The organism is Lewinella sp. IMCC34191 (genome assembly GCF_003390935.1).
Classification (GTDB): domain Bacteria; phylum Bacteroidota; class Bacteroidia; order Chitinophagales; family Saprospiraceae; genus Neolewinella.
Genome location: NZ_QNQZ01000001.1, coordinates 327618 through 339983 on the forward strand (window position 1 = coordinate 327618; position 12366 = coordinate 339983).

The window sequence follows — 12366 nt, forward strand, 5'->3', positions numbered from 1 at the left end:
TTCGGGCCGGCGCTTGCCCCGTAGGTAATCGACGAAGCCGGGTATCGGACGGTTTTGCTAGGGGATTTGAATTGATGACAAGTCCCGTTGAACTTTTCGTACGTACGGCTGGCTTTCCCCTTGGTGATCTGGTTTTTACCTGCGCTCCGCCGCAAATAACTAGAGCTCCTCGACGTGGTCCTTGACCCAGGCGGCCCGCTCCAGGATCTCCGCCTGCTTTTCGGAGCCTTTCCGTTCCCAGGTTTTGTACATGAAGCCCATGCGGTAGTTGTTCTGGAAGCGTTCGCGGTGCCGGTCGAGGAAGTCCCAGTAGAGGCTGTTGAAAGGGCAGCTGCGTTCGCCGGTGCGCTTGGTGTGCTGGTAGTGGCAGTTTTTGCAGTAGTCGCTCATCTTATTGATGTAGTTGGCGCTGCTACAGTAGGGTTTGGTGGCGATGAGTCCGCCATCCGCTCGCTGGCTCATGCCGCGGGTATTCGTGATCTCGACCCACTGGATGGCATCGATGTAAACGCCCAGGTACCAGGCGTCCACGTCGTCGGGGTGGGCACCGTAGATGAGGGCGAAATTGCCGGTGATCATGAGCCGCTGGATGTGGTGGGCGTAGGCGCGGTCGAGGCTTTGGTTGATGGCGTGGCTGAGGCAGTTCATCTTCGTGTCGCCGGTCCAGTACCAGCTGGGCAGGGCGCGGTCGTGCTCCAGGCTATTGACGGTCTCAAACTCCGGCATCTGGGCCCAGTAGACGCCACGCATGTACTCTCGCCAGCCGATGATCTGGCGGACGAAGCCTTCCACCTGATTGAAGGAGATGGTCTCGCCGTCCTTTTTCCACGCTTCCACCGCCGCATCGATCACCTCCCGGGGGGAAAGCATCTTGGTATTCATGGCAAAGCTCAGATTGGCGTGGTAGAGTAGGGGGTCCGCCTCGGTCATCGCATCCTGATAGGTGCCAAAGTGTTGTAAGCGGTTAGCGCAGAAATCCTCAAGGGCTTCCAGGCATTCCTCGCGGGTCACCGGATAGGTAAAGCGGTTGTCGGCCATGCGCCCCATGGTGGGGATGTCGTGTGACCGGATCATCTCCACGATGTCGGTGGCATCGCGCTCGAATATGGTCGCTTCGGGAAAGGTGATCTCCTTCGGCAGGCTACCGCGGTTGTCTTCGTCGTAGTTCCACTGGCCGGTGACGGGTTCACCGTTGGCATCCATCAGGACGCCGTGGCGCTGTCGCATCTCCCGGTAGAAGGTCTCCATCAGGTAGGCCTTCTTCCCCTTGAACAGCTCCTCCACGTCATTTCGGGCGGACATGAAATGCTCCGTATCCGCACTTACTCCTCCAGCTTTTTCCGAAAATGATCTTAGTTTCTGGTCTAACCGCCATTCATCGGGTAGTTGGTATTCGAATGATTCGGCGCCGGTTTCTTCCAGGGTTTGTTGCAGGCATTCGGTGATCGAGGTTAGGCTATCGGCACTCGTATCATCAAGGGTTCGGTAGTGCACCCGGTGACCGAGGTCCCGCAACCGGTCGGCGAAGGCCCGCATAGCCAGAAAGAAGCCGGTGATCTTTTGGATGTGGTGCTCGCAGTAAGTTGCCTCGGAGTGGGTTTCATAGAGGCAGTACAGGGTATCCTCGTCGGTTTCGGAGAACCAGGAGTGCTTCTCGTTGAGTTGGTCGCCCAGAATGAGGCGAACGCGTTTGGCTTTCATATAAGGTGGCTTGCTCGTACTGCTTGGAATAGCAGGGTGCCGCTTTTGTTGAACAACAGGTCCAATTCACTGCTCGGTCACATCGCGGTTTTCCCGTCTTTAGCTGACGGTATAGGTACGGTAGCTACCGGAGAACCCTACGAAAAGGAGGCGAGCCAATTGTCTCGCTTACGCCATCCTCATTATAGCCCGTTGTGCTAAATGAATACCCGGTCCGTGGCCATCAGCTTTCCTGTTCGAGCAGTTTACGCAGCATGGCCTGCGTTTCCTTGGGTTCGGCGCTGCCCTGGCTGCGCTTCATGACCTCTCCCATAAAGAAGCCGATGAGACCTTTCTTGCCCTTGCGGTAGGCGGTCACTTTGCCGGGGTTCGCGGCTACCACCTCGCGGGTGATGCCCTCCAGGAAGTCGGTATCCGTATTCTGGATGAGCCCCATCCGTTCGGCGCATTCGCGGGGATCGCCGGGCTTTTCCAGCAATTCGGGTAGCAACCGGCTGGCGGCATTGGCCGCGCTGACGTCTCCCGCCCGGATCAGGTCCAGCAGCTCGTTGAACTGTTCCGGGCGCAAACCCGGATCGCCGCCACCGTTGAGATGGGGCAGGACGCGGTTTACCCAAAGTTTAGCGAGCTCGGGAACGGAATCGGATGCCTCGGCATATTCCAGAAACTGTTTATAACGCCCGCGATCTTCGCTCAGCAGGGCCGCATCGTCGGTATCGATCCCGAAGGCGGTGAGCCGGTCGTACGCCTGCCAGGGTAGGGCACCCAAACCCTTTTCTATCTCGGTTATGTATTCCTCGGACAGGATGACGGGCGGCAGGTCCGGATCGGGGAAGTACCGGTAGTCGTGGGCGTTCTCCTTATCGCGCAGGGGCGAGGTCGTGCCCGACTGGGGGTCGAACTGACGGGTTTGCTGCACGACGGCCTCGCCGCGCCCCAGCAATTCGATCTGTCGGTCGACCTCGTAGGCGATGGCGCGGCGGGCGTAGCGCATGGAGTTCATATTCTTGATCTCGCAGCGGGTACCGTATTCGGTAGCACCTTCGGGACGGACGCTGATGTTGACATCACAGCGCAGACTTCCCTCTTCCATGTTCCCGTCGCTGATCTCCAACCAGCGGACCAGTTGCCGCATGCCGCTCATGAAGGCGTCTACCTCTTCGGCGGAGCGCAGGTCCGGCTCGGTGACGATCTCCAGGAGCGGCGTTCCCGCCCGGTTCAGATCGACCTGACTATAGGGCTCACCCGCGGCGTGCACGGACTTACCGGCATCTTCCTCCATGTGAATGTGGTGCAGGCGTACCGAGCGTGATTCCCCGTTGATGCGGATGGGCAGGCTTCCCCCGATGCAGATGGGATTCTCATCCTGCGTAATCTGGTAACCCTTCGGCAGATCGGCGTAGAAGTAGTTCTTCCGGTCGAAGGTGCTCCGCCGGTTGATGCGGCAGCCGAGGGCCAGGCCCAGCTTCACGGCGAAGGCCACCTGTCGCTCGTTGAGGCGGGGCAGGGTGCCGGGGTACCCCAGGCTGATTTGGCTGATGTGGTGGTTGGGTTCGGCACCGAAGGCGTTGCGGTCGGCGCAGAAGGCTTTCGATTCGGTGGCCAGTTGGACGTGGGTCTCCAGGCCGATGACGGTTTCGTAGCTGCTGGTCATGGGCGGCAAGATACGTCGGTCCTATAGCATGCCCCCCAAACGCTCCACTACGTAATCTACCTGCTCACGCGTGTTGTGATGGCTAAAACTGAAGCGGATCGTATGCCGCTTCGAATCGGGGTGCAGGTGGCCGACGACGTGGCTACCCACATCGATGCCACTGGAACAGGCCGATCCGCCACTGGCGGAAATGCCCGCCATGTCCAGGTTCATCAGCAGCAGATCGCCCTTCGGCGACTCCGGGAAGCTGGCAGACAGCACTTTATAGTGGCTACGATCGGGATCGCCATTGAAGCGAACCTCCGGATAGGTGGCTCGCAGGCGTTCGATGAGGTAGCCACGGACGTCCTCCATCTTCGCCCGGCGCGCGTCGCGTTCCCGCACCGCCAGTTCGAGCGCCCGGGCCAGACCTACGATGCCGTAGAGGTTTTCCGTACCGCCGCGCATATTTCTTTCCTGCGCTCCGCCGTCCAGGTAGGGCTTGATGATATTGTCGCTGTTGATGTATACGAATCCAATTCCCTTCGGACCATAAAACTTATGGGCCGACCCGGAGAGAAAGCTGATCCGTGTTTGTTCCAGGTCGATCGGGAAGTAGCCCATGGTTTGCACCGTGTCGCAGTGGAAGAGGGCGTCGTATTCGGCGCAGATGTCCGCGACCTCCTGCAACGGAAGCAGGTTGCCGATCTCGTTATTGGAATGCATCAGGCTGACGAGCGTTTTCTCGTCGCTCGCGGCCAGCAGCCGGCGCAGATCCTCCAGGTCGACGTGGCCCAAAACATCGATAGCGACCATCTCCACCTTGGCGGTTCCCGTCAAGCGGATCGCATCCAGACTGTGCAGGACGCAGTGGTGCTCCAGGGGGGAAGAGATAACCCGGGTGACGCCGAGGTCCCGCACGGAGTTCTTCAGGGCCATGTTGTTGGCCTCCGTACCGCCGGAGGTGAAAAAGACCTCCCCGATGCTGCAGTTGAGGACGTTGGCGACGGTCTTGCGGGCAGCCTCGATCAGGCTACGCGCCTTGCGGCCCTCGGCGTGGATGCTGGAGGGATTACCGAAGTCGTTGCGCATGACCTCAGTCATCGCTTCCAGGACGGTGGCATCCAGCGGAGTGGTAGCGGCATTGTCTAGAAAGATCCGTTCCATATGATTAGGCTAGCTCGATCAGGATCGGGCAGTGATCGGAATGCATCGCGTCGCTCAGGTGCTCGACCCGACGGATGCGGTCGGCAAGTTCGCGGGGATAGCTGTGGTAATCGATCCGCCAGCCCTTATTATTTCCCCGCGCGTTGGCCCGGTAGCTCCACCAGCTGTATTCCACCTTTTCAGGGTGCAGGTGGCGGAAGGCGTCTACGGTATCCGTTTCGGTGAACCACTTCGTCATCCAGGCCCGCTCCTCCGGAAGGAAGCCGGTATTGGTCTCGTTGCGCTTCGGGGCGTGGAGGTCTATTTCCGTGTGGGCGATGTTGTAGTCGCCTACGACCAGCAAGTTGGGGCGTTCTTTCTGTAGTTCCTTCGTGAAGTCCAGAAAATCATCCAGGAAGCGGTACTTATATTCCTGACGGTGATCGCCTTGTCCGCCGTTGGGAAAGTAACAGTTGAGGATAGTCAGGTCGCCGTGGTCGGTCCGAATGACCCGTCCCTCACAGTCGTACACGTCCAGCGCGCAGCCCTCGATGACGGCATCGGGTGCCTGCTTGCTCAGCGTCAACACGCCGGAATAGCCTTTCTTGCTGGTCGCGCTGTGCCAGGCCGCGTGCGTGAAGCCGGCGCGTTCCAGATCCTCCATCTCGACCTGTTCCGGGGAGGCCTTGGTTTCCTGGAGACACAGAATATCGATGTCCTGTTCGCCGGCCCATTCCGCCAGCCCCTTACGCAGGGCGGCGCGGATGCCGTTGACGTTGTAGGTGACGATATTCATACGTTGGTTTTAAAGAGTTCCTGAAGGTGGGCGGCATCCTGGGGCTGCATTCTCCCGGCCAGCACCAGTCGCAATTCCCGCCGCCGCAGGGCCGCTTCGTAGCGCTGCTGCTCTATCTCGGTAAGCGGCGTCAGTTCCGGCACGAGGACCGGCGAACCGTTGTCCTTATCCAGGGCAACGAAGGTGAAGTAGGCGTGGTGCGTCCGCCGCGGGTGGGTACCCTGCATCGTGGCCGCGAATACCTCGACGAAGACCTCGATACTGGTATTGAAGGCACGGGTCACGCTGGCCTCCAGCGTAATGACTTCGCCGTTCTTGATGGCGCTGTTGAAAGCGACGTTGTCGACACTTGCCGTCACCACGGGGCGGGCGCAGTGCTTACCGGCGCAGATCGCGCAGCAGATGTCCATCCACCGCAGCATATTGCCGCCCATCAGGTTATCCTGGGGGTTGGTGTCGTTGGGCATGACGAGCTCCGACATGGTCGTGAAGCTCTCCGCTACACGCTTCGGGGCGGGGCGGGTGCTCATGACATGCTGACTCCGGGGCGATCGAGGACGGGCAGGGTGCGGAGGGCATCCTCGCTGATGGTCCCCGCCTTGAAGAGATAGCGCTTGTCGAGCATGTGCTCGCCGCGGTTGAAGCTGACCCAGTACTCGTTGTTGATCCCGAACAGGGCGGGTTGGATCGGCTCGATCTTGGCGGCCTCGCCGGGGGGCAGGGTCTGGTGGAAATGCCGTAGGACGGTCGTCGTCTTGTCGACCCCATCGATGCTGCCGTATCCCTGGCTGGTGATCAGCACGTTCTCGAGCGCCTCGTTTCCCTCATTGATCAGGTAGATGTCCCACAGTTCCTCACCGGCATCCTGGCGGGGAACAACGGCTACGCTGACGTCGGTCACTTCGGGCGTTGCGATGTCTTCTTTCATAAGCGATGCGCAATTGGGCCGCAAAGGTACGCTTTGATCGCCTAAAAGCCGTACCGTACCCCCAGTGCAATCCGGGAAGACTCCAGCTGCAGAGCATCCGTTCTGTAAAACGGCGTGAGGGACCGGGTAAAGCCCAGCGTTATTCCGAAGTGACTTGTCAGGCGGTAATCAGCACTTAACCATGTACTTATAAGTAGTCGATTAATGTTGGAGGTTAAGGGCGCCTGGGCACCGGCATTAGGGGAAACGGCGTAGTCAGCGTTCGCGGCCCCGAAACTTCGCCGGCGCTCTTCCACGCGAAAGGCAAAGTAATTATTACTGCTTAGGTCAGCCACCACGGGACCGCTCCCCGCGAACAGGTAGCTTGCCCCCGCACCCGCGGAGACCGTAAAGCGCGAACCGAGGCGCCGGCCCAGCCCGGTACGTAATGTAAGCGCATGCATTTCCACGACGCCCGCGTTGCCCTCACTCAGCCGGGAGTTGAGGGCACCCGAGAAACTATTATAATAACTCGCGTTCAAGGGGTAAGGGGCGAAACTGACCGCATCGGCCACGTCTTCGTTCGTCCCCACCGACACCGATCTTCGGGAATAATCGTACCGCAGGGCCACTGGCACGAACCAGCGTCCTCCACCGAATCGCCGGCCAAATTGTACGAATCCGCCGGGCTTGAAGCTGTTGACGTAGCCGGTCGCCCCCGCCGCCATCGCGTAGCGGCCGGGCGCTGTCACGGGAGTGATTTCCTTCTCTTCCGTCGCCAAGGGGCGCAGATCCGGCAGCTCGATCCCGGGCCCGGTAATGACGAAGGCAGCCATCGGCACGGTCGGACTGGCCGCGGCGACCGCCTGCGGCGCGGATTCATCGGTTGGCGGCGGGGGCGCAGGATATACACCTTCTTCTACGCCGGTAAGCCCTTCTCTTTCCTGATTCCCGGTCCGCGCGGTTGCCGGCATTCTCGGCGATCCGGCGGGCTGATCCTGCCGTGCTATATCCGTCGTTCGGGTGCCGGAGGGCGTGTCTGCCGTTTGGCTCGGCCGTTCCGCCGTGGTATAGGCGGTTTCCTCAGGCGGGATAGTCGGCGCCGTGGCTGCTACTTCTTGTTCGGTCACGGATGATTGGCGAGTAACCCTCTGCCCGAAGGAGCTCCATACCAGCGCTCCGCCGCCCAAGAGTAGGGCAAGTCCGAGCAACCAGGGGAAGATTACGGGCCGCCGCCGCTTGCGGTGGAGGCGTTTTTCCATGTCCGCCCACGCATCGTTCCAGAAATCTTCGTCCGGTGACCAGGGGGTATTGTTATCCGGCATAACGGTTGAATTTGTGGGGTTCTTTATTGAGTTGCTCGCGCAGCATCTGGCGGGCCTTATTGAGGTGCCAGCGGCTGTTGCCCTCGGTGAAGTTTAATTTCTCACCGATTTCGGCGTGGCTGTAGCCTTCCACGGCAAAGAGCCAGAAGACTTCCTGGCTCGTGGCGGGCAGGAGCTCGATGAGTTTGCAGAGGTCTTCCGCGTACAGGCGGTGGGTGACGGTATCCTCCGTCGGTTGGTCCCAGTTGGCGATCTCCAGCGTGGGTTTGCGCCGGTTCCTCCGGAAGTGGTCGATGGTGGAATGAAAGACGAGGCGCTTTACCCAACCTTCGAGGCTACCTTCCCAACGGAACTGGTCCAGCTTTTCGAAGACCTTCATCATACCCTCGTTCAGCAGTTCCATTGCTTCGTCGCGGCCCGGAGAGTAGCGGCGGCATACCGACAGCGCCGGCGGACCGAACCGGCGGTAGAAGGCTTCCTGCGCCCGTCGGTCCTGCTTTAGGCAGGCCTCGACTAAATCGCGTTCGTTGGTGTAATCAGTCAAGCCGTCAGAATCTGGCCCCTAAGCCGAACGTGAAGCGTCGGTAATCGATCTCGCGGTCGACCACTTCCAGGTTTGGCGTAAGTGCGGTAAAGTGAACGGTGGAAAATCGATATCCGATATCGAAGCTCAGGTCCATCCAGCGGCCGAAGGGTGGACCGAAAAGCAGCCCGACCGACGGGTGGTAGGTTGCCCCGACCGAGCGGCTGTCCATGTCCAGCCGGTCATTGCCGATCGGTAGGTTCACCCCGGCCTGAAAACGACCGAAAGGCCTGACACGGCCCCGCCCCAAGCGATATTCGGCCAGGCCGGTAAGGGAAACCAGGCGTTCCCCGCGGCCGACGTTCATCACTTCGAAGCCGGCCCCCGGTCCCAGCGAAAAATTATCCGTCGAGTAAAGGAAATGATAACTGACGCCCGGCCCGTAAATGGGCAAGGAGGGACCCAGATCGAAGCCGTTAAAAGATTGCTGGTCCTCCTGTGAAAACCCGGTCGTGAAAAGCAATTGATGCCGGAACCTCCGGCCGGGTAGTACCTGGAGGGTGTCGGCCGTGATCCACCAGTCTTCGGATTCGATTGGTGAGGCGCTTTCGCCCTCGAAGGTGACCCGGCGGACTTTATTCCAGGGAAAGGTGATGACCTCCCCGGTGGAGGTGACGATCGTCACGCTTTTGCCGTACGCGTAACCGATTAGCGTCCCCCTGCGGTCCATGTCGCCCCGGACCTCGACCAGGTCCACCGTTCTCCGTTCGGCAATCGTCTGCGCCACGCACCATTCGGTGAGGCAAATGAAGCAGATCAGTAGGATTAAGCGCATGGTGTCGGGGTTCATAGCTGAAAGTTACAGCGCATCGGGTTACGTCGGATCCGGGCTGGGGAAGGACTGCGTTAGCATCTGAACTGCTTTATTCGGTTTCGCAGACGTTGATGGAGCCGGCGTACTGCGGCTCGCCGGTGGGGGAGTAGTCGTATTGCCGGATGCCGCTCTGCTCCCAGCCCAGGACGATCAGTTCCCGCTTGGCGGGCAGCACGATAACGTCTTTGGCATTGAAGTCGCCGGCCACGTACTGCTGGTTGCCGAGGCGACCGTTTTCATCTAGCTCGAAGACTTTGAGTCCTTCCCAGCCGGCACACAGGAACAGCTTGTCCCCGTCCACGCCAAGTCCGTGACTATTGGGCATCGGTACGGTCTGTACTTCCCTGGGTGCCCGCGGATCGGATACATCGACCACGACGAGTTGATCGGCCTGCGCGCCGCACTCCGAGCCGCCCCACATGGTGACGTACGCAATGTCGTTCTGCACCACGACGGGATCGCAAAGCCGCGCGTGCTCCAGGGTGGAAAGGTGTTCGGGGGCGGTGGGGTCATCCAGTCCGAAGATGAGCATACCGGTTTGTGAACCCACGTACAACATGTCCTCGTAGGGGAAAATCGTCTCTATGCCCCAGTTGAGCTGGGTCGTGCTCACCAGCGTCGGCTTGGTGGCGTCGGCCAGCGAAAAGGTCCGCAGGTCATAATCACTGACCACGTACAGGTTTCCCTGATTGATGGTAAAGCGGGCCAGGCTGCCGCCGGTGCCGACCGTACCGGGTGCTCCACCGGACTCCAGGGCCGCAAAATCCGCTTGGCCGGAATTATTTACGGCAAAGAAGAGCATATTATTTTCCAACCAAACTCCTTGGCCGCTGCGCGGGGAGCTACAATCCAACTCGATGGTCTGCTTCGTTTCCGATAGCCCGATAATCACGCTGCCGTCGACGGGCGTACTAAAACCGTACATTTCATTACTCACCAGCACGTCCTCCGTACGGCTGAGGAATTCCGGGCTGGACGGGTCGCTGAGGTCGAAAGCCAGCATGTCGATGTACTGATTGACGTAGAGGATGCCGTTGCGTACCGCTAGTCCGTAACCGCCCTTGATGGGGATAAACTTCAGCGGCCGGGGATTGGCATTATCGGCGTTGTTTAGAATGTGTAGTCCTTCCCCCTGGTCGAGGATAAATAGTAGGTCCCCATAAACGTAAAAGGCGCCGGGATTACATACGCTTTCCGACGCTAGCTCGGGAAAGGAGTTATTGCGCCACTCCGATTCCGCCAGGACGATGGGCTCGTAACCGATGTAGGTGATGGTTTCGTTGCATTCCTCCTCCAGACAGCCGCTGAACAGCAGGACCAGGAGCAGGAGAACGGGCAGTCGTTGAATCATGGATGAGGTACTTTCCCTGGCAGACGTAAGGCCGGGGGCACGACGTTGGTGGATCAGCTAAAAAACCGACTTTGCAACCTGCGGGGCCGCGATCAACCTTTTTCCCCGCCCCGCTTTTAGTATCAAAGCAGTTACCGCCGATGACTACCCTTCGCCGGGTCAACGATTACCTGTCCCTCGTAAAATTCTCCCACACGGTCTTCGCGCTGCCCTTCGCGCTACTCGGTTTTTTCCTGGGTGTACTGGACGAGGGCGCCCTGCAACCCCGAAAATTGCTGCTCGTACTGGGCTGTATGATCTTCGCCCGCTCGGCTGCCATGGGCTTCAACCGCTACCTGGACCGCGACATCGATCTTCGCAACGAACGAACAGCCGTCCGGGAGATTCCGGCGGGCACCATCTCCGCCACCGCCGCACTTATTTTCGTGTTGGTCAACGCCGCGCTGTTCGTCGTTACCGCGGGCTTGCTAAACCAATTGTGCTTGCTGCTGTCACCCGTGGCGCTGCTCGTGATCCTCGGCTACAGTTATACCAAGCGTTTCACTTTTCTCTGTCATTTCGTACTGGGGCTGGGACTCGCTCTGGCGCCGCTGGGCGCATACCTGGCCGTCACGGCGGAATGGGCCACACTGCCGATCCTGTATGGCCTGGTCGTTTTGTTGTGGGTATCCGGCTTCGATATCGTTTACGCCCTGCAGGATGAGTCGTTTGATCGTCGGGAAGAACTATATTCCATTCCGGTGCGACTCGGTACGCGCAACGCGCTGCTGTTGAGCCGGATACTGCATTTGGCTTGTGCTATCGCGGTGGTGTTTGCCATCTACCTGCAGCATCAACTCTACCCGGCCTTCGGCCCGCTTACGATTGTCGCGGGGGGTATATTCCTGGCGATGTTGGCCTACCAGCATACGGTAGTTTCGGCCACGGATCTGAGCCGTGTCAACCTGGCGTTCTTTACGACCAACGGGGTGGCCAGCCTGCTATTCGGCACGCTGTCCATAATCGATATCTATACCTAGCCGACCTATCCTTACAGGACGCTGGCGAACTGCCGCAGGAAGCGAACGTCGTTCTCAAACATCAGGCGGATGTCGGTGATGTTGTAGAGCAACATCGCCTGGCGTTCGATGCCCATACCGAAGGCGTAACCGGTGTACCGCTCGGGGTCGATGTTGCAATTCTGAAGGACGGCGGGATCCACCATGCCGCAGCCCAGAATTTCCAGCCAGCCGGTTCCCTTAGTGATCCGGTGATCGTGTTCCGTTTCCAGTCCCCACCAGATGTCCATTTCGGCGCTCGGCTCCGTGAAGGGGAAATAGCTGGGCCGTAGGCGGATGCGGGTTTCTTCCCCGTACATCTCCCGCGCGAAGTGCAGCAGCGTGGCCTTCATGTCGGCGAAACTGACCTTTTCGGCAATATATAAACCCTCCACCTGGTGGAACTGGGCGTGACTGCGGGCGCTGATGGTTTCGTTGCGGTACACCCGGCCCGGGGCGATAATGCGAATCGGGGGACGCTGGGTCTCCATGGTGCGCGCCTGCACCGAACTGGTGTGCGTACGCAGCAACATGGCGGAGTTATTCGGCCCGGCGGGCATATTTTCCGCCGTGTAGAAGGTATCCTGCATATCCCGGGCCGGGTGATCCTCGGGCGTATTCATGGCCGAGAAATTGTGCCAGTCGTCCTCGACCTCGGGCCCCTCGGCTACGGCAAATCCGATACGTTCGAAGATCGACACGATGCGGCGCATGGTCAGGGCAATGGGGTGGCGGCTGCCGAGCGGCATGGGCTCTCCGGGGGCCGTGAGGTCCAGCTCCGCCCCGGCCTGGCTGGCCTCCTGTTGGGTGAGGGCGGACTCTAGCGCATCGTACTTATCCTGGGCGGCCTGCTTGGCCCGGTTGACGAGCTGACCGAAGTCGCGTTTACGCTCGTTCGGGATGTTCCGCATTTCTCCCATCAGGGGCTTGAGGATATTCTTGCTCCCCAGATAACGGATACGAAAGGCTTCTACCTCCTCCGGAGTGGTGGCCCCGGCGGCGCCTATTTCTTCGATCAGCTCCGTTACGCGCTCGAATACGTCCATGATTTCGCTTGCTTTGGCGCGAAGATA

At 59.7% G+C, this 12366-nt stretch carries 12 protein-coding genes; 1 reads left to right on the top strand and 11 read right to left on the bottom strand.

All coding sequences use genetic code 11. From position 1 onward, the window contains the following. Positions 1–159: 159 nt before the first annotated feature. The 10 genes from DRW39_RS01340 to DRW39_RS01385 form a co-directional block, all read right to left on the bottom strand. Positions 160–1701, bottom strand: coding sequence for a cryptochrome/photolyase family protein (locus DRW39_RS01340; protein WP_116105191.1), 1542 nt, complete (start codon positions 1699–1701; stop codon positions 160–162). Between the two features lie 223 nt (positions 1702–1924). Beyond that, complete coding sequence (gene gatB / locus DRW39_RS01345; protein ID WP_116105192.1) at positions 1925–3355, bottom strand: Asp-tRNA(Asn)/Glu-tRNA(Gln) amidotransferase subunit GatB; 1431 nt, start codon at positions 3353–3355, stop codon at positions 1925–1927. A 21-nt stretch (positions 3356–3376) separates the two neighbouring features. Next, positions 3377–4501, bottom strand: coding sequence for a cysteine desulfurase family protein (locus DRW39_RS01350; RefSeq protein ID WP_116105193.1), 1125 nt, complete (start codon positions 4499–4501; stop codon positions 3377–3379). A gap of 4 nt (positions 4502–4505) precedes the next feature. Next, entirely contained in the window at positions 4506–5276 is a 771-nt protein-coding gene (locus DRW39_RS01355; RefSeq protein ID WP_116105194.1) for an exodeoxyribonuclease III, read from the bottom strand. Further along, positions 5273–5806: an acyl-CoA thioesterase gene (locus tag DRW39_RS01360; protein ID WP_116105195.1), complete on the bottom strand. Its 534-nt coding sequence runs from the start codon at positions 5804–5806 to the stop codon at positions 5273–5275. Before DRW39_RS01360 ends, DRW39_RS01355 begins: the two co-directional genes overlap by 4 nt. Further along, entirely contained in the window at positions 5803–6204 is a 402-nt protein-coding gene (locus tag DRW39_RS01365) for a hypothetical protein (RefSeq protein ID WP_116105196.1), read from the bottom strand. The genes DRW39_RS01360 and DRW39_RS01365 overlap by 4 nt, the downstream gene beginning before the upstream one ends. Positions 6205–6245: 41 nt before the next feature. Continuing rightward, positions 6246–7508 (bottom strand): hypothetical protein, encoded by a 1263-nt coding sequence (locus DRW39_RS01370; RefSeq protein WP_116105197.1) that lies wholly within the window; start codon positions 7506–7508, stop codon positions 6246–6248. Then, positions 7498–8052 (bottom strand): RNA polymerase sigma factor, encoded by a 555-nt coding sequence (locus DRW39_RS01375; RefSeq protein ID WP_116105198.1) that lies wholly within the window; start codon positions 8050–8052, stop codon positions 7498–7500. Before DRW39_RS01375 ends, DRW39_RS01370 begins: the two co-directional genes overlap by 11 nt. A 4-nt stretch (positions 8053–8056) precedes the next feature. After that, the gene (locus DRW39_RS01380) at positions 8057–8866 is read right to left on the bottom strand and encodes a hypothetical protein (RefSeq protein ID WP_157975853.1); all 810 of its coding nucleotides are present in this window, start codon (positions 8864–8866) and stop codon (positions 8057–8059) included. A gap of 88 nt (positions 8867–8954) precedes the next feature. Next, positions 8955–10256: an LVIVD repeat-containing protein gene (locus DRW39_RS01385; protein WP_116105200.1), complete on the bottom strand. Its 1302-nt coding sequence runs from the start codon at positions 10254–10256 to the stop codon at positions 8955–8957. Positions 10257–10396: 140 nt separating this feature from the next. On the opposite strand from DRW39_RS01385, the gene DRW39_RS01390 reads away from it, so the two are divergent. After that, positions 10397–11275, top strand: a complete 879-nt coding sequence (locus DRW39_RS01390) for a UbiA-like polyprenyltransferase (RefSeq protein ID WP_116105201.1) — start codon at positions 10397–10399, stop codon at positions 11273–11275. A gap of 11 nt (positions 11276–11286) precedes the next feature. Here DRW39_RS01390 and pheS read toward each other — a convergent pair whose 3' ends face one another. Next, positions 11287–12339, bottom strand: a complete 1053-nt coding sequence (pheS, locus tag DRW39_RS01395) for a phenylalanine--tRNA ligase subunit alpha (RefSeq protein ID WP_116105202.1) — start codon at positions 12337–12339, stop codon at positions 11287–11289. Positions 12340–12366: the final 27 nt, after the last annotated feature.